This window comes from Streptomyces sp. CA-294286 (assembly GCF_050947155.1).
GTDB lineage: Bacteria > Actinomycetota > Actinomycetes > Streptomycetales > Streptomycetaceae > Streptomyces.
In genome coordinates this window covers 1297062-1323221 of sequence record NZ_CP192005.1, presented here as the reverse complement: position 1 = coordinate 1323221, position 26160 = coordinate 1297062, and the positions used below count along the sequence as shown (strand labels likewise).

The following is a 26160-nucleotide window of genomic DNA, read 5'->3' as shown; positions in this document are numbered from 1 at the left end:
CCCCGGACCCCGCCCCCTCAGTCCCACGACCCACGCGCCCCCGGCAGCCCCGCGATCTCCGCCAAGTCCCCCTCCGTCAGCACCAGATCCGACGCCCCCGCGTTCTCCCGCACCCACTTCTCCCTCTTGGTCCCCGGCACCGGAATCACCCCCCGCCCCCGCGACAGCACCCACGCCAGCGCCACCTGCGCCGGGCTCACCTCCGGCCCGTGCCGTCGGGCCACCCGTCGCAGGCCCGCGACCACCGGCTGGTTCGCGGCCATCATCTCGGCGGTGAAACGCGGGTGCCGGGCCCGCACGTCGTCCGGCTCGAAACCCCCGCCCGTCGTCAGCGTCCCGGTCAGGTAGCCGTTGCCCAGCGGCATCGCGGCCAGCAGGCCGACGCCGCGCGCCTCGCACCACGGCAGGAGCCGTTCCAGCGCCTCGGGCGACCAGACCGAGAGCTCGGCCTGCACCGCGCTCACGGGAAAGACCTGCTGCACCCGGTCCAGTTGGCGGATCGTTCCGTCGTGCAGTCCGCCGACAACCGGCCTCCCGACACCCGTGCCCGACCGCCGGGACGCCCGTGCGCCCACCGCGCACAGCCCCAACGCCCGCACCTTGCCCGCCCGTACGAGATCCGCCATCGCCCCCCAGGTCTCCTCGATGGGGACCTCGGGGTCGGCCCGGTGCAGCTGGTAGAGGTCGATCACGTCCGTCTGGAGGCGGCGGAGCGAGGCGTCGCAGGCCCGCCGCACGTACGCGGGGCGGCCGTTGGCGACGACGTGCTGATCCCCGACGAGCAATCCGACCTTCGTCGACACGAAGGCATCCGCCCGCCGCCGGCGCAACACCCGTCCCAGCAACAGCTCGTTGGTGAACGGACCGTACATGTCGGCGGTGTCGAGCAGGTTCGTGCCCCGGTCGAGCGCCGCGTGCAGGGCGCGCACCGACTCCTCGCCGCGCTGCTGCGAGCCGGTGTAGGCCCAGCTCATCGGCATGCAGCCGAGCCCGATCGCACCCACTTCGAGCGCCGTTGCCCCGATTGTCCTGCGCTCCACGTTGGCCCGTACCCCTCCGTCTGCACCCCCCGACCGCACCTCCCCAAACTAACCGTTGCTGGTCAGGGCAGTTCGCATAGCCTCCTGAGCATGACGAACGACATGAGCCGCAAGCCTGCCGCCGACGTGTGGCTGCCCATGGAACCCGCCGGGATAGGCGGTCTCCCCGACGCCGCCGCCTCCGGCCTCACCTACCGTGTCTGGGACGGCCTCCAGGACTACCCGGCCGACCCCGCGGACTGTGCCTTCTACGTCGTCCCGTACATGAAGGGACCCGAGATCGCGATGCGGCCCCTGCCGCTGATGAGCCGCCTGCGGGCCGTGCAGACCCTCTCCGCCGGCGTCGACCACGTCCAGGGCGGCCTGCGGGCCGGCCTGCACTCGGGCGTACGGCTGTGCAACGCCCGCGGGGTGCACGAGGCCAGCACCGCGGAGCTGACCCTCGCGCTCGTCCTGGCCTCGCTGCGCGGCATCCCCGGCTTCGTGGAGGGACAGCGGAAGGAGGAGTGGCGGTCGGGGTTCTACCCGGCACTGGCCGACAAGTCCGTACTGATCGTCGGGTACGGGTCCATCGGCGCGGCCATCGAGGACCGGCTCGCCCCCTTCGAGTGCGCGCGGGTGGCGCGGGTGGCGCGCTCGGCACGCACCACCGCGCGCGGCGACGTGCACGCGTTCACCGAGCTGCCGGCGCTGCTGCCGGACGCGGACGTGGTGATCCTGTCCACCCCGCTCACCGACGCCACGACCGGCATGGCCGACGCCGCCTTCCTGGGACGGATGAGGGACGGCGCGCTGCTCGTGAACGTCTCGCGCGGGCCCGTCGTCGACACCAAGGCCCTCCTCGTGGAACTTCAGGCGGGGCGGCTGCGGGCCGCGCTCGACGTCACCGACCCCGAGCCGTTGCCGCCCGGCCACCCGCTGTGGCACGCGCCGGGCGTCCTGATCAGTCCGCACGTGGGCGGCAGCACCTCCGCGTTCATGCCGCGCGCCAAGCGTCTGCTGGCCGCCCAGCTGACGCGGTACGCCGCCGGTGAGCCGCTCGACAACATCGTCCAGACCGTCGACTGAACCCCCGCGAACCCCGCCGCCGGACGGCTCCCGAATGCCGGGAAACCCTTCCTTCGAACACTCTCCGGAGTCGTCCGGGCGCACCCGGTTTCCGCAACGCCGCAGGTAGTTACGGAGCGTAGAGGGACTATGTCCCTGAGTGACGAGACTGGTGTATCGTCCCGACCTAGGGGCCGCGCCGTGGACCACACCCACGGCGCCGGGGAGCACGACGGACAGGGCAAGGGGGGCGACGGACGATGCACGGCCGATGGAGAGACGATCCGACGCGGCGGAGCCACCGGCAGAGGTGCCGCCCGAAACCCCCGTCCAGGGAGGCCCGGTGAGCACCCCCGGAGCCTTGATGGCCCACCCCCCCGCGCCCGAAGGAACGGGCAGCGGCGACAGGACCGGCCCGGACGGCGGCGTGGACGGGGGCGGCGCCGGTTTCAGTCTGCTGACCCAGCTCGGGCTCGCCGTGCTCTGCGGAGGATATGCCGCCGGCTCGGCACTCGGCTGGGGCTCGCCGGAACTGGCGCTGATCATGGGCGACTTCGGCCTCGCCGCCGCCGCCCTGGTCGCCGCCGTCTCCTGTCTCCTGTACGCGCGCTCCAGGGAGAGCCGCTTCCGCCCCGCCTGGCTGCTGTTCGCGCTCTCCTCCCTGATGGCGGCCGGCGGGAACGCGGTGTGGGGCTGGTACGAGGTGGTGCTCAGGCGCCCGGTGCCGGCCCCCTCGCTCGCCGACTTCTTCTTCCTCTGCTTCGGGCCGCCCGCCATCATCGGCCTGCTCGTGCTCGCCAAACGGCCCGTCACCCGGGCCGGCTGGATCTGCCTGGCGCTCGACGCCTGGCTGATCGCGGGCTCCCTGCTGACGCTCTCCTGGAGCCTGGCACTCGCGCACACCGCGGACCTCAAGGGTGCGAACACGGCGCACGCGGCGCTCTCGCTGGCGTACCCGCTCCTGGACATCGCGCTCGTCAGCATGGTCCTGGCGCTGCACTTCCGGCGCTCCTCCGCCAACCGGACCGCCATCAACACGGCGATCGCGGCCCTCGCGATGACCGTGCTGTGCGACGCCCTGTTCACCTCGCCACTGCTGCGCGAGAACTACCACTCCGGGCAGATCCTCGACGCGGGCTGGTTCGCCGGGTCGCTGCTCCTCGCGTACGCCCCGTGGGGGGTGCGCAGGACCGCCCCGCGGTGGTCCGAGCCGCCGCCGCACGGGCCGGCCCACGGCCCGGGGCGTGGGCACGGCCACCCGCGTGCGCACGGCCCGCACACCGCCCGCACCCCGCACGCGCGGGCCGTGCGCGGCAACCTCAGCCGCCCGATCGCCGGTTCGCTCGCCGCGCTCACCCCCTACCTCGCGGCCGCCGTCTGCGTCCTGGGCATCCTCTACAACGTCATGGACGGCCACCGGCTCGACCGGGTGGTCCTCTTCACGGCCTGCACGGTCGTACTGGCCCTGGTGGTCCGCCAGGGCATCATGCTCGTCGACAACATCTCCCTCACCCAGGAGCTCGCCCAGAAGGAGAGCCACTTCCGCTCCCTGGTCCAGGGCTCCAGCGACGTGATCATGATCGCCGCCCCCACGGGGATACTGCGCTACGTCAGTCCCGCCGCCAACGGCGTCTACGGACGCGACGCGGAGGAACTCGTCGGCTCCGAGCTGGCGTCGATCATCCATCCCGAAGACCTCGGCTCCGTCGTCCACGAGGTGCGGCGCTTCCTCGCCGCCTCACCCGTGGAAGAGCCCACCACCCGCATCGAATGCCGCTTCAAGTCCGGTTCGGGGGACTGGCTCAACGTCGAGTCCACCGTCAACCGGCACCAGGGCGGCCTCATCTTCAACAGCCGCGACGTCACCGAACGCGTCCGGCTCCAGGCCCAGTTGCAGCACAACGCCGAGCACGACCCGCTCACCGACCTCCCCAACCGGGCCCTGTTCACCCAACGGGTGCGGCAGGCGCTGACCGGACGCCGGGCCACCGACCCCGGCACCGCCGTCCTGTTCATCGACCTCGACGGCTTCAAGGCGGTGAACGACCGATTGGGTCATCAGGCCGGTGACGAGCTGCTGATCCAGGCGGCCCACCGGCTCCAGGACTCGGTACGGATCGGGGACACCGCCGCCCGGCTCGGCGGCGACGAGTTCGCCGCGCTCATCCTCGGCGACGGCACCCGCGACCAGACGGCCCGCGAGCACCAGGTCCGCGAGATCGCCGACCGGCTGCGGCTCATGCTCTCCCAGCCGTACAAGGTGGACGGCAACGATGTCCGGGTCGCCGCCTCCATCGGCGTCGCCTTCGCCGAGCCCGGCATCACCCCCACCGACCTCATGCGCAACGCGGACCTCGCCATGTACCGCGCCAAGGCGGGCGGCAAGGACCGCGTCGAGCTGTACGCCCCGCAGATGCAGGCCGAGGTGGTGCGGCGCACGGAACTCGCCACGCGCCTGCGCTCCGCACTGCACGACGGCGAGTTCGCACTCCTGCACCAGCCCGTCGTCAGCCTCGCCACCGGACGGGTCGCCGCCGTCGCCGCACAGGCCCGCTGGCGCTCGGCGCAGGGCATCCTCTTCACCCCGGCCGAGTTCCTCCGCGTCGCCGACGACAGCGACCGCACCGCCGAACTCGGCCGCTGGCTGCTCCAGGAAGCCGTGGAGCAGGCAGCCGAACGCAACCGGGCCGGGCACCCCGTCCCGGTCTCCGTCCGTCTCCCCGCCCGCCGCCTCGTCGACCGGTCGCTGCCGCTGGGCTCCGTCGAAGCCCTCCTCACCCGGCACGGACTGCCCTGCGGCGCCCTGGTCATCGAGATCGCCGACAGCGACCCCCGGGTCTCCTTCGACGACCTGGAACAGCGCCTGTCCGCGCTGCGCCGGCTCGGCGTACGGATCGCCCTCGACGGCTTCGGCAACGGGCACGGAGCCATGCACGCGCTGCGCCGACTGCCCGTCGACGTACTGAAGCTCGACCGGAGCCTCGTGGAAGGAGTGGTGGAATCGGCCCGGCTGTACAAGATCACCAGCGGTCTGCTGCGCATCGCCGACGACCTCGGGATGCAGTCCGTCGCGGACGGCGTGGACCTCCCCGAACAGGTGACCGCACTGCGGGCGATGGGGTGCACGCACGGACAGGGCATGGCCTTCTCCGGCCCGCTGGACGAGTACCGGCTGCGTCGCGCCCTGGTGCGCGGCGCCTACCCGGTCCCCGGCGCTCCGGGTGTGTCCGGCGCCCCGGGCGCACCCGGGGGTCCTGGCGGGCTCGGCGGGCTCCGGGTGCCCGGCGGAGCGGGCCTCGGCAAGGGGGCTCCGCTGCCGGTCCTGAGCGGCGGCCCGCTTCCCGTACGGCATGCCGGAGCGTCCTCGGTGGACTCGTTCACACATCCGCCATTGCGCTCAAATACTGAGACGTCCGTCCCACCCACTTGACACACCCCGTGCGCCGGAGGGAGGGTCAATGCCATGCGCACCCGAATTCTCGTACTTGGAAAGCGCGTCGGCTGAAGCACGGTTCACCGCTGAACCTGCTTGTCCCGCCCCGACGCGCTCCCCTCGCTTGCCTGACGGCACGGGGGGTTTTTTGTTGCACCTGTGCCGCCCGAACCGCCGCCCGAAACCTCTCAAAAGACTCGTCTCCCACCCTCAGCTCACACCCTCAGCTTCGAGAAGAGAACGCCGATGACCGAGCAGGCCACCGGGGCCCACCATCCGCAGCCCCGACCCCGAAACAGCGGACCCCAGAGCAGCCCCGTCGAGCACGTGACGGGCGCCAAGTCCCTCATCCGGTCGCTCGAAGAGGTCGGGGCCGACACGGTGTTCGGCATTCCGGGCGGCGCGATCCTTCCGGCGTACGACCCGATGATGGACTCCACCCGGGTCCGCCACGTCCTGGTCCGCCACGAGCAGGGCGCGGGCCACGCGGCCACCGGCTACGCCCAGGCCACCGGCAAGGTCGGCGTCTGCATGGCGACCTCGGGCCCCGGCGCCACCAACCTCGTCACCCCGATCGCCGACGCCCACATGGACTCCGTGCCGCTCGTCGCGATCACCGGGCAGGTCGCCTCCAAGGCCATCGGCACGGACGCCTTCCAGGAGGCGGACATCTGCGGCATCACGATGCCGATCACGAAGCACAACTTCCTGGTCACCGACCCGGCCGACATCCCGCGCACCATCGCCGAGGCGTTCCACATCGCCTCCACCGGCCGGCCGGGCCCCGTCCTCGTCGACATCGCCAAGGACGCCCTCCAGGCGCAGACCACCTTCTCCTGGCCGCCCGCCAACGACCTGCCCGGCTACCGGCCCGTCACCAAGCCGCACGCCAAGCAGATCCGCGAGGCCGCCAAGCTGATGGCCGCCGCCAAGCGGCCCGTCCTGTACGTCGGCGGAGGCGTCCTCAAGGCGCGGGCCACCGCCGAACTGAAGGTCCTCGCAGAGCTCACCGGAGCGCCCGTCACCACCACGCTGATGGCGCTCGGCGCATTCCCCGACAGCCACCCGCTGCACGTCGGAATGCCGGGCATGCACGGTGCGGTCACCGCCGTCACCGCGCTCCAGAAGGCCGACCTGATCGTCGCCCTCGGCGCCCGCTTCGACGACCGCGTCACCGGCAAACTGGACAGCTTCGCCCCGTACGCGAAGATCGTCCACGCCGACATCGACCCGGCCGAGATCGGCAAGAACCGCGCCGCCGACGTCCCGATCGTCGGAGACGCCCGCGAGGTCATCGCCGATCTGGTGCAGGCCGTCCAGGCCGAGCACACGGAAGGCAACAGAGGCGACTACAGCGCCTGGTGGAAGGACCTGAGCCGCTGGCGGGACACCTACCCGCTCGGCTACGACCTCCCCGACAACGGCCAGCTCTCCCCGCAGCAGGTCATCGAGCGCGTCGGCCGACTCGCCCCCGAGGGCACGATCTTCGCGGCGGGCGTCGGCCAGCACCAGATGTGGGCCTCGCACTTCATCCAGTACGAGCAGCCCGCCACCTGGCTCAACTCCGGCGGCGCCGGAACGATGGGCTACGCGGTCCCGGCCGCGATGGGCGCCAAAGCCGGCATGCCGGACCGTACGGTCTGGGCGATCGACGGCGACGGCTGCTTCCAGATGACCAACCAGGAACTCACCACCTGCGCCCTGAACAACATCCCGATCAAGGTCGCCATCATCAACAACGGCGCCCTCGGCATGGTCCGTCAGTGGCAGACCCTGTTCTACAACCAGCGCTACTCCAACACCGTGCTGCACAGCGGCCAGGACTGCGAGGGCAACGAGGCCAAGGGCACCCGCGTCCCGGACTTCGTCAAGCTGTCCGAGGCGATGGGCTGCTACGCGATCCGCTGCGAGCGTCCCGAGGACCTCGACAAGTGCATCGAGGAGGCCAACGCCGTCAACGACCGCCCCGTGGTCATCGACTTCATCGTCCACGAGGACGCCATGGTGTGGCCGATGGTCGCCGCCGGCACGTCCAACGACGAGGTCATGGCCGCCCGGGGAGTCCGCCCCGACTTCGGCGACAACGAAGAGTGAGCCGAGAGAGCAGAGAGAGAAACAGCCTCATGTCCAAGCACACGCTCTCCGTCCTGGTGGAGAACAAGCCCGGCGTCCTCGCCCGGATCACCGCCCTCTTCTCCCGGCGCGGATTCAACATCGACTCCCTCGCCGTCGGCACCACCGAGCACCCCGAGATCTCGCGCATCACCATCGTGGTCAACGTGATCGAGGCGCTGCCGCTGGAGCAGGTGACCAAGCAGCTCAACAAGCTCGTCAACGTCCTGAAGATCGTCGAGCTGGAACCCGCCGCCGCGATCCAGCGCGAACTCGTCCTGGTGAAGGTCCGAGCCGACAACGAGACCCGCTCCCAGGTCACCGAGATCGTCCAGCTGTTCCGCGCCAAGACCGTCGACGTGTCGCCCGACGCGGTGACCATCGAGGCCACGGGCGGCGCCGACAAGCTCGAAGCGATGCTCAAGATGCTGGAGCAGTACGGCATCAAGGAGCTCGTCCAGTCCGGGACGATCGCCATAGGGCGCGGTGCACGGTCCATCACGGACCGCTCGCTGCGCGCCCTCGACCGCTCCGCGTAAACCCCCGGCCTCTCGGATACCGAGACCCGAAGACCTCCCTTCCGAAGCCCGCCGTACGGTGGGTCGCACAACCCGCACACATAGGAGAAACCCAGTGGCCGAGCTGTTCTACGACGCCGACGCAGACCTTTCCGTCATCCAGGGCCGCAAGGTCGCGGTTCTCGGTTACGGCAGCCAGGGCCACGCCCACGCGCTGTCGCTCCGTGACTCCGGCGTCGACGTGCGCGTCGGTCTGCACGAGGGCTCCAAGTCCAAGGCCAAGGCCGAGGAGCAGGGCCTGCGCGTCGTCACCCCGGCGGAGGCGTCCGCCGAGGCCGACGTCATCATGATCCTCGTCCCGGACCCGATCCAGGCCCAGGTCTACGAGGAGTCCGTCAAGGACAACCTCAAGGACGGCGACGCCCTCTTCTTCGGCCACGGCCTGAACATCCGCTTCGGCTTCATCAAGCCGCCGGCCGGCGTCGACGTCGCCATGGTCGCCCCGAAGGGTCCGGGCCACCTGGTCCGCCGCCAGTACGAGGAGGGCCGCGGCGTTCCCTGCATCGCCGCCGTCGAGCAGGACGCCACCGGCAAGGGCTTCGAGCTGGCCCTCTCGTACGCGAAGGCGATCGGCGGCACCCGCGCCGGCGTCATCAAAACGACCTTCACCGAAGAGACCGAGACCGACCTCTTCGGCGAGCAGGCCGTCCTCTGCGGTGGCACCGCCGCCCTGGTCAAGGCCGGTTTCGAGACGCTGACCGAGGCCGGTTACCAGCCGGAGATCGCCTACTTCGAGTGCCTCCACGAGCTGAAGCTCATCGTCGACCTGATGTACGAGGGCGGCCTGGAGAAGATGCGCTGGTCGGTCTCCGAGACCGCCGAGTGGGGCGACTACGTCACCGGTCCCCGCATCATCACCGCCGACACCAAGGCCGAGATGAAGAAGGTCCTGACCGAGATCCAGGACGGCACCTTCGCCAAGCAGTGGATGGACGAGTACCACGGCGGCCTCAAGAAGTACTCCGAGTACAAGAAGGCCGACGAGGACCACCTGCTGGAGACCACGGGCAAGGAGCTCCGCAAGCTCATGAGCTGGGTCAACGACGAAGAGGCGTAAGCCCCGAGGGGTGGGGGCCGCGGCGCGGGAGCGCGCGGCCCCCGCCCCGCTCCCGCCGCTGCGGGCACCCCGTCCCTTCACGGACGGGTGATCGTTGCGCGCGGGCGGAGAATGCGGGCGCCCGCACCACTACACTTCTGAACCAATACACGCGTCAGGCCCACAGCGTCGTGCGTCTTCCACGCGGCTAGCCCCCTCCACGCCTGCGGCCGTCGGGACGGCCGTCCGCAAAGGACCAGTGAGGACTCACGTGAGCACTGCCAAGCCTGTCGTACTCATCGCTGAAGAGCTGTCGCCCGCCACCGTCGACGCCCTCGGGCCGGACTTCGAGATCCGGCACTGCAACGGGGCCGACCGCGACGAACTCCTGCCCGCCATCGCCGACGTGGACGCGATCCTCGTCCGCTCGGCGACCAAGGTCGACGCGGAGGCCATCGCCGCCGCCAAGAAACTGCGGGTCGTCGCCCGTGCCGGCGTCGGCCTCGACAACGTCGACGTCTCCGCCGCCACCAAATCCGGCGTCATGGTCGTCAACGCGCCGACCTCCAACATCGTCACCGCCGCCGAACTCGCCTGCGGCCTCATCCTCGCCACGGCCCGCAACATCCCGCAGGCCAACTCCGCCCTGAAGAACGGCGAGTGGAAGCGCTCGAAGTACAGCGGCGTCGAGCTGGCCGAGAAGACCCTCGGCGTCGTCGGCCTCGGCCGCATCGGCGCGCTGGTCGCGCAGCGCATGTCCGCGTTCGGCATGAAGGTCGTCGCCTACGACCCGTACGTGCAGCCCGCCCGCGCCGCCCAGATGGGCGTCAAGGTCCTCACCCTCGACGAGCTGCTCGAAGTCTCCGACTTCATCACCGTGCACCTCCCCAAGACCCCCGAGACCCTGGGGCTCATCGGCGACGAGGCCCTGCACAAGGTCAAGCCGGCCGTCCGCATCGTCAACGCCGCGCGCGGCGGGATCGTCGACGAGGCCGCGCTGTACTCGGCGCTCAAGGAGGGCCGCGTCGCCGGGGCGGGCCTCGACGTGTACGCGAAGGAGCCCTGCACGGACTCCCCGCTCTTCGAGCTCGACCAGGTCGTGTGCACCCCTCACCTGGGCGCTTCGACCGACGAGGCCCAGGAGAAGGCGGGCGTCTCCGTCGCCAGGTCGGTACGGCTGGCGCTCGCCGGCGAGCTGGTCCCCGACGCGGTCAACGTCCAGGGCGGCATCATCGCCGAGGACGTACGGCCCGGCCTGCCGCTCGCCGAGAAGCTCGGCCGGATCTTCACCGCGCTCGCGGGTGAGGTCGCTGCCCGGCTCGACGTCGAGGTGTACGGCGAGATCACCCAGCACGACGTGAAGGTGCTCGAACTCTCCGCGCTCAAGGGCGTGTTCGAGGACGTCGTCGACGAGACCGTCTCCTACGTCAACGCGCCGCTCTTCGCCCAGGAGCGTGGCGTAGAGGTCCGCCTCACCACCAGCAGCGAGTCCCCCGAGCACCGCAACGTGGTGACGGTACGGGGCACGCTCACCGGCGGCGAGGAGGTCTCCGTCTCCGGCACCCTGGCCGGCCCGAAGAACCTTAAGAAGATCGTCGCCATCGGCGCTTACGACGTCGACCTGGCCCTCGCCGACCACATGGTCGTACTGCGCTACCAGGACCGTCCCGGTGTCGTCGGCACCGTCGGCCGGGTGCTGGGCGAGGCCGGCCTCAACATCGCGGGCATGCAGGTCGCCCGCGCCGACGCCGGCGGCGAGGCGCTCGCCGTGCTGACCGTGGACGACACCGTCCCGCAGACGGTGCTCACCGAACTGGCCGCGGAGATCGGCGCGGCCTCGGCCCGCTCCGTCAACCTGGCGGACTAGCGCGCCCGCCGACCCCGGGATCCCCCGCACCCCCGCCCTGACCGTCTGTCCCGCACAGGCGTCCGGGGCGGGGGTGCGGTGCGTGGCCGTCCGCCCCGCCGATCTTGGGCCCGGGGTGGGGCCCAGGGGCCCATGACGCCCACCCCGCACCGCCCTAGCGTGAGCCGCTCCTCCGTACGCAGAACGTGGGCGGAGTACGGCAGTTGGGGTGGTGCATGTCTGCGGTCGGTGGCATACCCGCGGGACCGGTCCCGGCGCGTCCCGGACGGGTGCCCCGGCCGCCGTTGCCCGGGTCGCTGGTCGCGGTCCGGGCCCTGGTCCTCCTCCTCTTCGCGGTCACCGTGCTGGGCGGACTCGGTCTGCTCGGGTCCGCGCTCGCGGCGGACGGGCCGTTCGCCGGGGTGCTCGGTCTCGTGCTCTACGGGGCCGCGCCCGGCGTCGCCGGGTACCTGCTCTCGCGGCGGTTGCAGACCGGCGGGCGGCGGGTGTGGGGCGGGCTGCTCGGCGTACAGGTCTGGCTGGTCCTCGGGGGCATCGGCAGCATCGCCGGCGGATCCCTGCGGGGCTTCAGCCAGTTACTGGTGCCGCTGGTGGTGCTGTGGCTGCTGACGCGGGCGGAGAGCCGGAAGTGGTTCGACCGCCCGGACCGGCCCGCGCCGCCCGCCCGCCGCTGGGACTGGCGCTTCTCACTGCCCCGGATGATCACCTGGCGCCGGGACCGGGGGCAGTCCACGGTCGAGTACGCCGGTCTCGTCGTGATCCTCGCGGGAATCGTGCTGGCGCTGACCCTGTCCGGGTTCGGCGGCCGTATCGCGGAGGGACTCGGGCAGGCGGTCTGCTCGATCACGGGCGGGACGGACTGCGGGGGCGGCGGCGAGCAAGGGGCGGCGGAGCCGCCGACGGGCGGGACGGACGGGGGAGCCGGGGGACCGGCGGGCAAGGGTGCCGGCGGGGCGGACGGTGCGGGTGGTGCGACTGGTGGTGCTGACGGTGCCGGTGGTGCGGCCGGTGGAGCTGGTGGTGTCGCTGGTGCCGGTGGTGCGGCCGGTGGGGCCGCGGTCGGCGGTGCGGGAGGAGCCGGAGGTGCCGACGGCGGGGCGGGCGGTGCGGACGGCGGGGCGGGCGGTGCCGGGGGAGCGGGTGGCGCCGGGGGTACGGCGGGTGAGGGTGGGCCCGGTGGAACCGGCGGCGTCGGGAACCCGGGCGACACGCAGATCAACGCGGGCCCGGAGCCCGAGGCCGAGTACGACGACATGCCCGCACCGGGCGAGGAGGCCGAGGAGCCTCCGCAGCAGGAGAAGAAGGACGACGCCGAGGCCGAGGAGAAGGAGGACTGCTCCGGCTGGGGCTTCTTCGGCTGTGCCGGCGACCGCGTCACCCAGGTCTTCAAGGGCGTCGTGGTGGACGGCGTCTGGGGAGACGTCACCGGATTCGTCGACCTCTTCAAGGGCGAGACCTGGGAGGGCATCGGGGAGTACGGCGAGCAGCTCGGCGGTCAGTGGCTCCAGGACTCCAAGGACGCGGCCGGCAAGTGGGGCGACGGCGACTACTTCGGCGCGATCGGGGACTGGGGGAAGGCGTCCTGGAACACCGCCTTCCGAGTCGGCGACGACCTCTTCGTCGGTGACGAGGTACGCCGGCGCTGGAACAACGGCGAGAAGACCCGCGCCGTCACCGACGTCGTCTGGAACGTCGGGTCGCTCTTCATCCCCGGCTACGACGTCGCCAAGGTGGTCGGCAAGTTCTCCCACCTGGGCAAGGCGGCCAAGGGAGTCGCCGAGGCGGCGGAGGCGGCCGACAAGGCGGGCGATGCGGCGACCCGCGCGCGCAGGGCCGCGGACGCGGGGGACGTCGAGGGAGCCCGTAGGGCCGCCAAGGAGGCGGACGAGGCGGCGGACCTCGCGGAGGACCGGGCCCGCAGCGCGGGGTGCCCGATCGCGAGCGGTCCGGGCTTCGGTGGGGCCCCCGGCCTCGGTGGTGTGCGCGGCTCCGGTACGGGGCTGATCGCGGCAGGTCGCGCCCCCGGGATCCGCTACCTCGCCGCCGACGGCTGCGACAAGACCGCCAAGGCCGAGGCGGAGGCGGCCCGCAAGGCGGAGCGGGACGCGTGGGTGGCCAAGAAGCGTGCGGAGGAGCCGGCGCGGGCGGCCAAGGCGCTCAAGGACAAGCAGGCGTACCCCGAGCCGAAGCGCGGTGACACCAGCGACCCGCGCAACTACGAGAAGCCCGACTGGGCCAAGGACCTCGACACCCCGAAGCTCGGAGACGCGGACAAGGGCGACGGCTACTGGGCCGGCCGTGACCGCAATCCCGTCCCGAACTGGGGCAACGAGTCCTGGCTCCGCTATCAGGAACAGGTGACCGGCAAGACCCGGGGCAACGAGTACGTCGTCCCGCATCCTGAAAAGGGCAAGAAACCGGTCGAGTACGACGGCTGGGACTCCTCGCGGCAGACCTACCTGGAGGCCAAGAACGGCTACGACAGCTACCTGACCGCGGGGCGGGACAAGCTCACGGACTCCGGGAGGGAGAAGTTCCTGAAGGAGGCGACCGCTCAGGTCAAGGCAGCAGGAGGCCGCACCGTGGAGTGGCACTTCTCCAACGCCGAGGTCGCGGAAGCGGCCAGGAAGGCGTTCAGAGGAGCAGGACTGAAACAGATCAAGGTCGTCTCCCAGCCGAAGGACCCGACCCAGAGCGCCCGGAAGCCCGGTGCGTTCGACTGACCCGGCTACCTTGGCCCACGACGGCAGGGCCACCTCCAGGGAAACGAGGAGCAGATGGAACGATTGGTGCGGGTCTTCTGGGGCCCTCGTGCGGAGAGCTTCGAGGAGCAGGCGGCGCGCTGGGAAGCCACGCTGGGCCGCGTGGCCGTCCTTCTTCCACAGGTGCGGCCGCCGGGTTCCGGTGCTCTCTGGACCTGGCAGCGCGTCCGCGACGGGTCGGCCGTTCCGCTCACGCCGACCCCCGCAGCGCTGGACGCGGCGCTCCGGGAGGGGTGGGAGGACGACGGCGGGCTGTTCCTCGTCGTCACGGGCCCCGCAGGCTGGAAGCTGGACCTGTACGGCCTGGTGGGCCAGGAGAGCGAGTACGTGTCCAACTCGATGGTCATCACCGTCAGGTCGCCCGACGACGCCGCAGTCCCGGAAAGTGAACTACTGGCCGCGGTCGCCGAGCTGTGGGACCCGGACACGGGCAACGTCCTCGACGACGACGTCTTCGACCTGCTGGAGGACCACGCCGACTACGAGACCGGTGATCCCGCCGCGGGTTGGCTCACCTACCTCTCCCCGGCCCGTGCCGCCCGCGTTCCGGACGACCTCAAGGCCGTACGCACGCAACTGCCCACCGGCGGAGTGCTGCTGGACATCGCCGCGCCGGGCGACCACGACGCCCTGCTCGCCGCTCATCTGCGCCTGCGCGAGTCGGGGGCCCTCCAGCCGCTGCCCACTCCCATGGACCGGAGCACCCTGTGAACGCACGCGGAGGCGAGACCTTCGAGGCCGCTCGCGCCCTCGCCGAGATCGACGTCCTGCTCGCCGGGGAGGTCCCGGCGAGCGGGCCGCCGGAGTACGACAGCCTGCCCCACACCGGGGAGACCCTGTCGGTGCGGGGCGAGGGGTACGCGATCGCCGAACTCTGGTCGGGCGAGGACCTGCAAGGGGTGTACGAGAAGGAGTGGGAGGAGGCACAGGAGCGGGCGTACGGGCACGGCGACGTGCTGGTGGAGCAGCTGGACGCCCGCTGGGGCGCCCACCGGGACATCGACAACCGCGTGGCCGTCTGGTGGACGGAGGGCGACCCGGCCCTGCCGCCGCTCTACGGACAGCTGCGCGATCTGGACGCGTTGGGAACCCTGCACGTCTGGGGTCCGGTACGTCCGCCCGGAGGTGACGCGGACCGCTGGGTGGCTCTCTCCGTCAACCAGATCGACGGCGACTGCCCGTTCTTCCTGATCGCCGTGGTGACCGACCGGCCGATCGAAGAGCTGGAGGACTGAAGCGGACGCCTGGCGGACCCCCTACAGCTTGGCGGCCTTCAGCGACATGTGCAGCAGCAGCCGGTCCTCGCCGTCGTGCAGGTCCAGGCCGGTGAGCTGTTCCACCCGGGACAGGCGGTAGTAGAGGGTCTGGCGGTGGATGCTCAGGGCGGTCGCGGTACGGCCCGCCTGGCCCGCGCAGTCGAGGAACACCTCGGCGGTGCGGGCCAGTTCGCTGTGCGCGGGGGTGAGGAGCGGGCCGACGGCCGGGTCCACCGGGTGGCCGGGGCCGCTGTCCGGGAGTGCGGCCAGGAGGCGGTACGGGCCGATGGCGGACCACTCGGCCACCGGGCCCAGGTGCGGGCGGGCCAGTGCGGCGCGGGCGGCGGCGGACGCCTCGCGCCAGGCGGCGGGAAGGTCGGCGAGCGTACGCGCCGCGGTGCCGATGCCGACGGCGGTGGACGCGGGGGCGGCGGTGAGCGCGGTGGGGGACGGGGGCCCGGGGGTGCTCGCCAGCAGCGCCTTCGCCGCCGCCCCGGCCGGCCCCAGGTCCGCTCCCGCCCCCAGCCTGACCAGCACAGCGAGCCGGGGCCCTGCGGCCCCCGGCACCGGTACGAGGGTGAGTGCCGAGGCCCCCGGCACCGTGCGCAGGCCCGGCGGGGAAGCGGTCCAGGGCACGGCGCACAGCAGGGTGTAGGGCCCGCCCGCGCCCAGCGGGCCGGACAGGGTGGTCAGCGCGGCCTCCCTGCGGTCCTCGGAGTCCGAGGTGAGCAGGGTGTTCAGGTGCGGGCCGAGGTCGGCGCGGGCGCGGGCCTCGTCGGCGAGCTGGGCCCCGATCCGGGCGCACACCGCCATCGCCGCGTCCAGGTCCGCGTCCGCCAGTTCCGTATAGGGAAGCCTCGGCACGGGGGCGTCGCCGGCCAGCAGCCACACGTACCCGAACACCGTTCCCCGGTGCCGGACCGGCAGGCACAGCCGCGCGCGCAGCACCCCGGCGCCCGGGTCCGCGGGGATGCGCACCGGGCCGGTGGCCGTCGCGATGCCGAAGCGCTCGAACCACGCCTTGACCTCGGCCGTGGAGCGGCGGGTCAGGATCGAGCGGGTGCGGACCGGGTCCATCGCGCCCGCGTCGTCGCCGTCGTGCGCGCCGAAGGCGATCAGCCGGAAGTCCCGGTCCTCCAGGGTCGCGGGCGCGCCCAGCAGGGCGGAAATCTCATCGACCAGGTCTTGGTAATCGGCGTTCACGGTGCCATTCTCGCACCGCTTCAGACATATGTATGAGGTGGTGTCCCCGGATGCGTGACAGCTGTCGGTAGTCCAAGGTCGGCGCGATACCTAGATTTCACCGTGGTTATCCGTGCCGTCCCAGTTCCGTTACAAAAGTGCTGGTCACGGCCCCTTCTATTGCTTTCCGTGGAGGTGCCCCGTGTTGGGTCCCGTGATCCTGGCCGCATCGCGCAGCGACCGGATGCGCCGCTTCGTCTCGGTCGCCCCGGGCACCAAACAGGTCGTCGACCGGTTCATCGCCGGTGAGACCGTCGAGCACGTCGTGCCGATCGTCCTGGACGCCACCGACAAGGGCCTGGAAGTCACCCTGGACGTCGTCGGCGAGGACATCACGACCCGCGAGCAGGCCGGTGCCGCCCGCGACGCGTACCTCGACCTGATCGCGCACCTCAAGGACCTGGGTCTGGGCACCCGGGCCGAGATGTCCGTGAAGCTGTCCATGTTCGGGCAGGCGCTGGAGGGGGGCCACGAGCTGGCCCTCGCGAACGTGCGTCCCGTCGTCGAGGCCGCCGCCGCCATCGGCACCACGGTCACCCTGGACGCCGAGGACCACACCACCCTCGACTCGATGTTCGCCATCCACGAGGAGCTGCGGAAGGACTTCCCGCAGACCGGCTGCGTCATCCAGGCGTACCTCTTCCGCACCGAGGCCGACGCCCGCAGGCTTGCCGCCGCCGGCAGTCGCGTACGTATCGTGAAGGGTGCGTACAAGGAGCCCGCGTCCGTCGCCTTCCAGGACAAGGGCGAGATCGACAAGGCGTACGTGCGGATCACGAAGATCCTGATGGAGGGCGACGGCTACCCGATGATCGGGTCCCACGACCCGCGGCTGATCGCCATCGCGCAGGAGCTCGCGCGCCGCGCAGGGCGCAAGCTGGACGAGTACGAGTTCCAGATGCTGTACGGCATCCGCAGCGACGAACACGTCCGGCTCGCCGCCGAGGGACACCGGATGCGTGTGTACACCGCGTACGGCACGGACTGGTACGGGTACTTCATGCGCCGCCTGGCGGAGAAGCCCGCGAACCTGCTCTTCTTCGGCCGCTCGATCATCACCAAGAACTGATCGCCCCGACGTCATCGCACCGAACTGCCGCACCCCCGGCAGACTGATTCAAGGAGCTATGGAACCCATGGACGCTGTGACCCAGGTCCCCGCCCCGGTGAACGAGCCGGTGCACTCCTACGCCCCCGGCTCGCCGGAGCGCGCCCGCCTCGAAGCCAAGCTCAAGGAGCTGGCCGAGAACCCCATCGACCTCCCGATGACCATCAACGGTGAGAAGCGAATGGGTGGCGGCGACACCTTCACCGTCGTACAGCCGCACCGCCACAAGGCCGTGCTCGGCACCGGCGCCCACGCCACCCAGCAGGACGCCCAGGACGCCATCGACGCCGCGCTCGCCGCCGCCCCGGCGTGGCGTGCGATGTCCTTCGACGACCGCGCCGCGATCATCCTGCGCGCCGCCGAGCTGCTCTCCGGCCCGTGGCGCGAGACGCTGGCCGCCTCCACCATGCTCGGCCAGTCGAAGACCGCCCAGCAGGCCGAGATCGACACCCCGTGCGAGCTCATCGACTTCTGGCGCTTCAACGTCAAGTACGCCCGCGACCTGCTCGCCGAGCAGCCCCCCGCGAACGCGCCCGGCGTGTGGAACCGACTGGACCACCGCCCGCTCGAAGGCTTCGTCTACGCGATCACGCCGTTCAACTTCACGGCCATCGCGGGCAACCTGCCGACCGCCCCGGCCCTGATGGGCAACGTCGTCGTGTGGAAGCCGTCCCCGACGCAGACGCACGCCGCGGTGCTGCTCATGCAGCTCCTCGAAGAGGCCGGTCTGCCCAAGGGCGTCATCAACCTCGTCACCGGCGACGGCATCGCCGTCTCCGAGGTGGCGCTGAACCACCGCGACCTGGCCGGCATCCACTTCACCGGCTCCACCCCGACCTTCCAGTACCTGTGGAAGACCGTCGGCGAGAACATCGCGAAGTACCGCACGTACCCGCGTCTGGTCGGTGAGACCGGCGGCAAGGACTTCGTCGTCGCCCACCCGAGCGCCGACCGCGCGATCCTGAAGACCGCGCTGACCCGCGGGTCCTTCGAGTTCCAGGGCCAGAAGTGCTCGGCCTCCTCGCGCGCCTACGTCCCGGCGTCGATCTGGAACGACGGCTTCAAGGAAGAGTTCGCCGCCGAGGTCGACTCGATCACCATGGGCGACGTCACCGACCTGGACAACTTCATCGGTGCCGTCATCGACGCGCGCTCGTTCGCCAAGAACAAGGCGGCCATCGACCGCGCGAAGGCCGACGACTCCTGCACGATCGTCGCCGGTGGCACCTACGACGACTCGGTCGGCTACTTCGTCCGCCCGACGGTCATCGAGTGCACCGACCCGGCCAACGAGGTCTTCACCACCGAGTACTTCGGCCCGATCCTCGCCGTCCACGTGTACGAGGACGACAAGTACGACGCCATGCTGGAGCAGATGGAGTCGGTCTCCGACTACGCGCTGACCGGCTCGGTCATCGCGGGCGACCGCGCCGCCGCCGCCCACACGATGGACAAGCTGCGCTACGCCGCGGGCAACTTCTACATCAACGACAAGTCGACGGGCGCCGTCGTCGGCCAGCAGCCGTTCGGCGGAGGCCGCGCCTCCGGTACGAACGACAAGGCCGGCGCTCCGCAGAACCTCCAGCGCTGGACCCTGACCCGCGCCATCAAGGAGACCCTGGTCCCGCCGACCGACTACCGCTACCCGCACCAGGGCTGAGCCCGACGCTGCCACGGCGGCCCCTGATCCCCGCCCCCGTCCGACCCCACATCGGACGGGGGCGGTGTCACGTCCGGCGGCCCGTGCGGTCGACGTACCCCCACACGGAGAATGTCTCGCTTACAGGAGTAAGCGAGACATTCTCCGTACAGATACCCCCGGACACCCGGCGCTAGAGCTTGCGCCACCGGGCCATCGCGAAGGAGAACACGCCGAACAGGATCAGCCCGACGGCCAGCGCCACGAGCAGCCAGGGTCCCACCGGGGTCTCCCGGAAGCTGCGGATCGTGTCGTCCATGCCCTTGGCCTTGTCCGGGTCGTACGTCACGGCCGCGGCCAGGGCGAAGCCACCGGCCACGGCGAAGACCAGACCGCGGGCCACCCCGCCGCCGACGCCGGTGACATCCACCAACTGCCGTGTGCGGCGCGACATCGCGCCCATCTTCATTTCCTTGTGGTACTTGCGCCGCGCCGCCTGGATCGCGATCCACACCCCGGCTCCGACGATGACCAGCGCCACCACGCCGACCAGCCACCGCCCGGCCGGGAGTTCCATCGCCTTCGCCGTGACGTCCTGCGACTCCTTGTCGCTCGAGTTGCCGCCACTGCTCTTGCTGCCGACCGCGAAGGCCAGCACCGAGTACGAGACGAAGCCGTAGAAGACGAACAGGGCGCCGGCCAGCAGTCGCTTGCGCGGCTTGTGCCCGTCGGGGCCCACCGAACCGAACAGGGCCTCCGTCAACTGCCACAGCGCCATCGCGATCAGCCCGATGCCCAGTGCCCACAGCAGGACCTTGCCGAAGGGCTTCTCCGCGATCTCCGCCAGCGCCCCGCCCTGGTCGGCCGACTTGTCTCCGCCGCCCACGGCGATCTGCATCGCCAGCACCCCGATCAGCAGGTGAATGACGCCGCGGGCGGCGAACCCCGCGCGGGCGGCGTACTTCATGGTGTCGCTGTCGGCAGCCTGCCGGGCGGTGCCCTTGGCCGTCCGTTGTCCGGTTCCGCTCACGCGCTTCTGCCTCCCTCTGGTCCCCTGGGGGACCGTCGGCAGGCGTGTGCCCCCGGTGCACGTGCGGAAACGAATCCGTGTGCGGGAGAGTCCGGGCGGGCGGCCGGTCACGGCGGCGGTCACGTGTGCCATGCCGTTGGGTTCGGGGCATGGTGCGGCGCGTGCGCCCGGCCATCGGTTCGGATCACGGGTGCGGATGCGTGCGCCGTGCCTCGGTTCCGGTCACGGGGCCAGGTCCAGCACCAGCTTTCCGTACGTGCGCTCCGTCTCCACCAGCGCCGTCGCCTTCGCCGCCTCCTCGAAAGGCAGCGTCGCCTCCACGTGCACCTGGACCCGTCCGTCCGCCAGCAGGACCGCGATCTCCGAGAGCTGGGCGCCGGACGGGGTCGCCAGGAGCGGGGCCCACCGCGCCCCGGCCACCCGCGCCGCGGTCTCGCCGAAGCCCGGGTCCGAGACGACCGTCGAGACCAGCAGCCCGCCGGGGAGCAGAGTGGCCAGGGTGCGCGGGCCGTACTCGCCGCCGATCAGGTCCAGGGCGATGTCCACGTCCCGGGCGACCGCCACGAAGTCGTCCGCGGTGTAGTCGATCGGTTCGTCCACACCCAGCGCGCGCAGGAAGGCGTGCTTCGGCTCGCGCGCGGTCCCGTACACGAACGCGCCGCGCGACTTGGCCAGCTGCACGGCGATGTGCCCCACGCCGCCGGCCGCCGCGTGCACCAGCACCCGGTGCCCCGGACGCACCTGGCCCAGTTCCACGAGCGCCTGCCACGCGCCGAGGGCCGCGACCGGAGCCCCGGCCGCCTCGACATGGGAGATGCCGGGGGGCTTCGTGGCGAAGGAATCGGCCGGGGCGACCAGGTACTCGGCGTACGCGCCGCCGGGATGCATCCCGAACACCTCGTCGCCGACCCGGAAGCGGGACACTCGCGGGCCCAGCTCCTCGACCGTGCCCGAGGAGTCCCAGCCGGGGACGTACGGCGGGCCGCCCGGCGGTGGGGCAGCCCCCCGACGGGTGCGCGCGTCGACGGGATTGACACCGGCCGCGTGCACCCGGAGCAGGATCTCGCCCTCGCCTGGCCTCGGACGGTCCGTCTCCTCCAGTTGCAGGACCTCGGGCCCGCCGAAGGTGCGATGGACCCACTGCCGCATGCGGGGTCCGGCGGTGGAGGTGGCGTCCGGGGTGCCTCGGGAAGCAGTCATGCGGTCGAGTCTGCGTGCTCCGTGGGGCAGTTGAGAAGACGGCCGGTGCCCCAGGGCCCGGCGCCGCCCTCCCCCCTCCCACGGACGCGGCCGGTACCGCGCATGCTCCGGTCGGCGGCCGGTACCGCGCATGCTCCGGTCGGCGGCCGGTACCGCGCATGCTCCGGTCGGCGGCCGGGCGGAGTCTGCGAGAGTGCTCCCCATGAGTGAGACCACTGTCCGGAGCGCCCTGCGCACCGTCCACACCGCACACCTCGCCCCCGCCGAACTCACCGCCGTCCGCGTCCTCCTCGACGGCGCCTTCGACGGGGACTTCGCCGACGCCGACTGGGAGCACAGCCTCGGCGGCCTGCACGCGCTGGTCACCGAGGGGCCCGACGAGGAGATCGTCGCCCACGGCAGCCTCGTCCAGCGCCGGGTGGTGCACCGGGGGCGCTCGCTGCGGGTGGGGTACGTGGAGGCGGTGGCGGTACGCGGCGACCGCAGGCGGCAGGGGCTGGGCGGCCGGATCATGGCCGCCCTGGAGGAGGCCGTCGACCGGGCGTACGACTTCGGCGCCCTGTCCGCGTCGGACGCGGGAGCGGCGATGTACGCGGGGCGGGGGTGGCAGGTGTGGGCCGGGGGCCTGGCGGCGCTGGGACCGGCCGGGGTGCTGCCGTTGCCCGAGGAGGAGGGGTCGACCTATGTGCGGGCGGCCGCGGGCCGCGCGCTGCCGGACCCGGAGGCGGCGCTCTTCTTCGACTGGCGGGAGGGAGACGTGCTGTAGGGGGCTCTACTCCTCGACGCCCTTCGCCACGTCGCGTTTGGTGCCGTACCAGCCGCCCAGGCCGCCTGCGACGCCCGCCGCCGCGAACACCGCGAGCGACCAGGGGTGTTCGGCCACGAAGTCGCCGTAGTCGAAGCACACGAGGGCCACCGCGGCCGCCAGTGCCATCAGACAGGTGGCCACCAGCAGGCGGCGCACGCGGCTGCCGAACATCACGTGCTCCGCGGGCCTCCGGGCCAGCGCGTCCAGGGCTGCCGCCGGACCCGCGCTCGCCGCCCTCGGCCGCTTGAAGTACATGTAGAACGCCCAGTGCCCGCACGGCTCCCACGCGTCCGGGGCCAGTTCGGCGGTGCGGGCGGCACGCTCCGCCGCCCCGTTCGCCATCGCGCGGCAGTACTCCCAGCGCAGGGCGGTCGCGGGGTCGCGGCGGCAGACGAACCGGCCGAGGCGGTCGAGGCTTTCCACCTCCCAGCCCTGGTCGCCGTACTGGTTCAGGAGCCTGCGGTCGTGGTAGATGTCCGTGGTCCACTTCCACGTCTCGGCGCCCGGGGCGGGATCCTCCACCTCCGTGCCCCCGGTCAGCCGGGCGGCGAAGTCCTCGGGTGCGCCGAACTCCTCCACCGGGTCGGCGCCGTCCGCGTCGGCCAGGTGGGCGGCGAGTTCGGCGACGGTCGCCGCGACCTCGTCCGCGGGCCTGCCGTTCGCCCGCAGGAGGGCTCCGAGCCGGTCGAAGTAGGTGGCGTGAGCGGTCGTCATCATGATTCCCCCGTGGTGAGTGACGCGGTGAGCGTCTTCCGTACGGTCGTGTGGAACTCCAGCCAGGCGCCGGTCTGCCGGGCCAGTGCGGCACGGCCGTCCCCGGTGAGCCGGTAGTAGCGGCGGCCGGGGCCGCGTGCGGCGGCCCGGAACTCGCCGACGACGTGGCCGGCCTCCTCCAGCCGGTTGAGGACCGGGTAGAGCGTGCCGCCCTTGATGTCCCCGAGTCCCGCCCCGGCCAGCGCCTTGGAGATTTCGTATCCGTAGCTCTCGCCCTCGGTGAGACAGGAGAGGACGAGGAGATCGAGGACACCCTTGAGCCAACTGGATCTGCGGTCTGCGGCCATGCAGAGAGTTCACCACTACCTAGGTAGGAATGCAACCTAGGTGACATGCCGACCGCCCGTGGAGCACGGGCTCCTCAAGATCGCGTCTCAGATAGTAGGAAGTCCGAGTAATTGTGGAGACAGCTGCCCGTACCTGTCCTAGCTTTGTAGGAGCCGAACGTCTCGCTCCATCAGCGACTGGCGGTCGCGGGCCGGTGCCCCCGAGCAGGCAACCCCTGCCGCACCCGCTCCCCGCCTCATTCCGGCGCCTCACAGATGCAGCAACTCCCTGCGCGTGCACGGCAACGCACTGCGCGTACCTCCATGCCTCTGAAGGAGTCGATTCCCCGTGTCCGAGACCTCGATCACCCTGCACGCGACCCCCTCCCGCCGGGTCCGCCACAGCTCCCGCTCCGCCGACGCCGCCGACCGCAAGCAGGCCGCAGCCGCCCTCCAGCGCGCCCTGGACCGCCGCGACAACGGTGGCGAGACCGGCCACTGAGTCGATCGGGGTGACGCGTCGCGTCCACATGGCGGACGCGACGTGTCATCCCCTGGGACGCGGAGTAGGGTCCCCGACATGTCTCGCAGCATCAATCTCGCAGTGATCCCCGGTGACGGCATCGGCCGGGAGGTCGTGGCCCAGGGCCTGAAGGTCCTCAACTCCGTCCTCCCGCAGGACGTGAAGCTGGAGACCAAGGAGTACGACCTCGGCGCCCAGCGCTGGCACCGCACCGGGGAGACCCTCCCGGACGCGGAGCTGGACGCGCTCAAGCGGCACGACGCGATCCTGCTCGGCGCGATCGGTGACCCGTCCGTGCCCTCCGGGGTGCTGGAACGCGGTCTGCTCCTCAAGCTGCGCTTCGCCTTCGACCACTTCATCAACCTGCGCCCCTCGAAGCTCTTCCCGAACACCGCGACACCGCTCGCCGGCCGCCCGGAGATCGACTTCGTGGTCGTACGGGAGGGCACCGAGGGCCCGTACACCGGCAACGGCGGCAGCCTCCGTACGGGCACCGCGCACGAGGTGGCCACCGAGGTCAGCCTCAACACGGCGTACGGCGTGGAGCGCGTGGTGCGCGACGCCTTCGAGCGCGCGGCGGCCCGTCCGCGCAAGAAGCTCACGCTCGTCCACAAGAACAACGTGCTCGTCTACGCCGGCCACCTGTGGAAGAACACCTTCGACCGCGTCGCCGCCGAGTACCCGTCCGTCACCACGGACTACCTGCACGTCGACGCAGCGACGATCTTCTTCGTCACCCAGCCGGAACGCTTCGACGTCATCGTCACCGACAACCTCTTCGGCGACATCCTCACCGACCTCGCCGCCGCCGTCTCCGGCGGAATCGGCCTGGCCGCCTCCGGCAACATCAACCCGACGGGCGCCTTCCCGTCCATGTTCGAGCCCGTGCACGGCTCCGCGCCCGACATCGCGGGCCAGGGCAAGGCCGACCCGACGGCGACCATCCTCTCCGTCGCGCTCCTGCTGCGTCACCTCGGACACGAGTCCGAGGCCGCCCGCATCGAGACGGCCGTCTCCGCCGACCTCGCCGAGCGCTCCGCCGACACCGTCCGCACGACGGACGAGATCGGCGACGCCCTCGCCCTGCGAGTAGCGGGCTGACCCGACGGACTCTCCCTCACGACAGCCGCCGGGTCTCCAGACCCGGCGGCTGTTCCTCTGCGGCCACCGGGTACGAGACCATCAAGCCGGGCCGCGCACACCGCACGCCGCACACCGTTTCGTACCTGCCCCCTCGCGCGCGATAATCGAACGCAGGGTCGCGGTATGAGAGGAAGCTCGGACGTCCTACTTGTGACGGATGGCGTGCGCGGCCCTTCCCAGCAACCGGTGAAGGACACGCACTCATGACGACGCCCACGACGATCGAGCTCAAGCCCTCAGCCAGCCCGCTGGGCGCCGCGGAGCGCGAGGCGAACATGGCCAACCCCGGGTTCGGCCGGTATTTCACCGACCACATGGTGACCATCAAGTGGACGGAGGGCCGTGGCTGGCACGACGGGCAGCTCGTCCCGTACGGACCGCTCTCCCTCGACCCGGCGAACATGACCCTGCACTACGCGCAGGAGATCTTCGAGGGGCTCAAGGCGTACCGCAGGCCCGACGGCTCCGTCGCGACCTTCCGGCCCGAGGCCAACGCCAAGCGCTTCCAGGCCTCCGCACACCGGCTCGCGATGCCGGAGCTGCCGGTGGAGACCTTCATCGAGGCCTGCGACGCGCTCGTCAAGCAGGACGAGGCGTGGGTCCCGCCGCACGGCGGTGAGGAGTCGCTCTACCTGCGCCCCTTCATGATCGCCACCGAGGTCGGGCTGGGCGTCAAGCCCGCCAACGAGTACCTCTTCCTGGTGATCGCCTCACCGGCCGGCGCCTACTTCCCGGGCGGCGTGAAGCCCGTCTCGGTCTGGCTCTCGGAGAACTACGTCCGCGCCGTGCCCGGCGGCATGGGCTACGCGAAGACCGGCGGCAACTACGCGGCCTCCCTGCTCGCCCAGGCCGAAGCCGCCGAGAAGGGCTGCGACCAGGTCGTCTGGCTGGACGCCCTCCACCACAAGTGGGTCGAGGAAATGGGCGGCATGAACCTGTACTTCGTGTACGGGGACAAGATCGTCACCCCGGAGCTGACGGGATCCCTGCTGGCCGGCGTCACCCGGGACACCCTGCTCCAGCTCGCCGGTGACCTGGGCTACGCGTCGGAGGAGGGCCGCATCTCCAAGGAGCAGTGGCGGGCCGACGCGGAGTCCGGCGCGCTGACCGAGGTCTTCGCCTGCGGCACCGCGGCGGTCATCACACCGGTCGGCCACGTGAAGTCCGCCTCCGGGGAGTGGACGACCGCGGACGGCCGGCCGGGACGCGTGACGATGGCACTGCGCAAGGCGCTGCTGGAGATCCAGACGGGCAAGGCCGAGGACGTGCACGGATGGATGCACGAGCTGGCCTAGG

At 71.5% G+C, this 26160-nt stretch carries 21 protein-coding genes; 15 read left to right on the top strand and 6 right to left on the bottom strand.

Annotation, left to right across the window (positions count from 1 at the left end; genetic code table 11):
• Positions 1 to 17: 17 nt before the first annotated feature.
• Positions 18 to 1040: an aldo/keto reductase gene (locus tag ACQPZG_RS10465; RefSeq protein WP_433545536.1), complete on the bottom strand. Its 1023-nt coding sequence runs from the start codon at positions 1038 to 1040 to the stop codon at positions 18 to 20.
• 90 nt (positions 1041 to 1130) lie between these two features.
• On the opposite strand from ACQPZG_RS10465, the gene ACQPZG_RS10460 reads away from it, so the two are divergent.
• The 9 genes from ACQPZG_RS10460 to ACQPZG_RS10420 all read left to right on the top strand — a co-directional run bounded on the left by ACQPZG_RS10460 (position 1131) and on the right by ACQPZG_RS10420 (position 15110).
• Positions 1131 to 2108, top strand: a complete 978-nt coding sequence (locus tag ACQPZG_RS10460; protein WP_433545535.1) for a 2-hydroxyacid dehydrogenase — start codon at positions 1131 to 1133, stop codon at positions 2106 to 2108.
• Positions 2109 to 2451: 343 nt separating this feature from the next.
• A complete protein-coding gene (locus ACQPZG_RS10455; protein WP_433549343.1) occupies positions 2452 to 5517 on the top strand; it encodes an EAL domain-containing protein in 3066 nt (1021 codons plus the stop codon).
• A 249-nt stretch (positions 5518 to 5766) separates the two neighbouring features.
• Positions 5767 to 7614, top strand: a complete 1848-nt coding sequence (locus ACQPZG_RS10450; RefSeq protein WP_433545534.1) for an acetolactate synthase large subunit — start codon at positions 5767 to 5769, stop codon at positions 7612 to 7614.
• Between the two features lie 29 nt (positions 7615 to 7643).
• On the top strand, positions 7644 to 8171 hold the full coding sequence (gene ilvN, locus ACQPZG_RS10445) for an acetolactate synthase small subunit (protein ID WP_185034274.1): 528 nt from the start codon (positions 7644 to 7646) through the stop codon (positions 8169 to 8171).
• Positions 8172 to 8265: 94 nt separating this feature from the next.
• A complete protein-coding gene (gene ilvC, locus ACQPZG_RS10440) occupies positions 8266 to 9267 on the top strand; it encodes a ketol-acid reductoisomerase (protein WP_433545533.1) in 1002 nt (333 codons plus the stop codon).
• Between the two features lie 250 nt (positions 9268 to 9517).
• Positions 9518 to 11113 carry a phosphoglycerate dehydrogenase gene (gene serA, locus ACQPZG_RS10435; protein ID WP_433545532.1) on the top strand — a complete coding sequence of 532 codons (1596 nt, stop codon included), beginning with the start codon at positions 9518 to 9520 and terminating at the stop codon, positions 11111 to 11113.
• Between the two features lie 215 nt (positions 11114 to 11328).
• Positions 11329 to 13836, top strand: a complete 2508-nt coding sequence (locus tag ACQPZG_RS10430; RefSeq protein WP_433545531.1) for a Tox-REase-5 domain-containing protein — start codon at positions 11329 to 11331, stop codon at positions 13834 to 13836.
• 54 nt (positions 13837 to 13890) lie between these two features.
• Positions 13891 to 14586: a hypothetical protein gene (locus tag ACQPZG_RS10425; RefSeq protein ID WP_433545530.1), complete on the top strand. Its 696-nt coding sequence runs from the start codon at positions 13891 to 13893 to the stop codon at positions 14584 to 14586.
• Positions 14583 to 15110 (top strand): hypothetical protein, encoded by a 528-nt coding sequence (locus ACQPZG_RS10420; protein WP_433545529.1) that lies wholly within the window; start codon positions 14583 to 14585, stop codon positions 15108 to 15110. The genes ACQPZG_RS10425 and ACQPZG_RS10420 overlap by 4 nt, the downstream gene beginning before the upstream one ends.
• A gap of 21 nt (positions 15111 to 15131) precedes the next feature.
• On the opposite strand, the gene ACQPZG_RS10415 is transcribed toward ACQPZG_RS10420, so the two are convergent.
• A complete protein-coding gene (locus ACQPZG_RS10415; RefSeq protein ID WP_433545528.1) occupies positions 15132 to 16334 on the bottom strand; it encodes a PucR family transcriptional regulator in 1203 nt (400 codons plus the stop codon).
• A 181-nt stretch (positions 16335 to 16515) separates the two neighbouring features.
• Between ACQPZG_RS10415 and ACQPZG_RS10410 the strand changes: the two genes are divergently transcribed.
• Positions 16516 to 17442, top strand: a complete 927-nt coding sequence (locus ACQPZG_RS10410; RefSeq protein WP_433545527.1) for a proline dehydrogenase family protein — start codon at positions 16516 to 16518, stop codon at positions 17440 to 17442.
• A 67-nt stretch (positions 17443 to 17509) separates the two neighbouring features.
• A complete protein-coding gene (gene pruA / locus ACQPZG_RS10405) occupies positions 17510 to 19141 on the top strand; it encodes an L-glutamate gamma-semialdehyde dehydrogenase (RefSeq protein ID WP_433545526.1) in 1632 nt (543 codons plus the stop codon).
• A 172-nt stretch (positions 19142 to 19313) separates the two neighbouring features.
• Here the strand turns inward: pruA and ACQPZG_RS10400 are convergent, their stop codons facing one another.
• Together ACQPZG_RS10400 and ACQPZG_RS10395 are read right to left on the bottom strand one after the other, a co-directional pair.
• Positions 19314 to 20087 carry a DUF1206 domain-containing protein gene (locus ACQPZG_RS10400; RefSeq protein ID WP_433549342.1) on the bottom strand — a complete coding sequence of 258 codons (774 nt, stop codon included), beginning with the start codon at positions 20085 to 20087 and terminating at the stop codon, positions 19314 to 19316.
• 285 nt (positions 20088 to 20372) lie between these two features.
• Positions 20373 to 21350: an NADP-dependent oxidoreductase gene (locus ACQPZG_RS10395; RefSeq protein ID WP_433545525.1), complete on the bottom strand. Its 978-nt coding sequence runs from the start codon at positions 21348 to 21350 to the stop codon at positions 20373 to 20375.
• A gap of 202 nt (positions 21351 to 21552) precedes the next feature.
• Between ACQPZG_RS10395 and ACQPZG_RS10390 the strand changes: the two genes are divergently transcribed.
• Positions 21553 to 22116: a GNAT family N-acetyltransferase gene (locus ACQPZG_RS10390; RefSeq protein ID WP_433545524.1), complete on the top strand. Its 564-nt coding sequence runs from the start codon at positions 21553 to 21555 to the stop codon at positions 22114 to 22116.
• Positions 22117 to 22122: 6 nt separating this feature from the next.
• On the opposite strand, the gene ACQPZG_RS10385 is transcribed toward ACQPZG_RS10390, so the two are convergent.
• Together ACQPZG_RS10385 and ACQPZG_RS10380 are read right to left on the bottom strand one after the other, a co-directional pair.
• A complete protein-coding gene (locus ACQPZG_RS10385) occupies positions 22123 to 22875 on the bottom strand; it encodes a hypothetical protein (protein WP_433545523.1) in 753 nt (250 codons plus the stop codon).
• Positions 22872 to 23219 carry a PadR family transcriptional regulator gene (locus tag ACQPZG_RS10380; protein WP_433545522.1) on the bottom strand — a complete coding sequence of 116 codons (348 nt, stop codon included), beginning with the start codon at positions 23217 to 23219 and terminating at the stop codon, positions 22872 to 22874. The genes ACQPZG_RS10385 and ACQPZG_RS10380 overlap by 4 nt, the downstream gene beginning before the upstream one ends.
• Positions 23220 to 23547: 328 nt before the next feature.
• Here ACQPZG_RS10380 and ACQPZG_RS10375 point away from each other — a divergent pair, with 328 nt between their 5' ends.
• The 3 genes from ACQPZG_RS10375 (at position 23548) to ACQPZG_RS10365 (ending at position 26159) form a co-directional block, all read left to right on the top strand.
• Entirely contained in the window at positions 23548 to 23700 is a 153-nt protein-coding gene (locus ACQPZG_RS10375; RefSeq protein WP_433549635.1) for a hypothetical protein, read from the top strand.
• A gap of 78 nt (positions 23701 to 23778) precedes the next feature.
• A complete protein-coding gene (locus ACQPZG_RS10370) occupies positions 23779 to 24822 on the top strand; it encodes a 3-isopropylmalate dehydrogenase (protein WP_433545521.1) in 1044 nt (347 codons plus the stop codon).
• 245 nt (positions 24823 to 25067) lie between these two features.
• Positions 25068 to 26159: a branched-chain amino acid aminotransferase gene (locus tag ACQPZG_RS10365; RefSeq protein ID WP_433545520.1), complete on the top strand. Its 1092-nt coding sequence runs from the start codon at positions 25068 to 25070 to the stop codon at positions 26157 to 26159.
• The last annotated feature ends 1 nt before the right edge of the window (position 26160 follow it).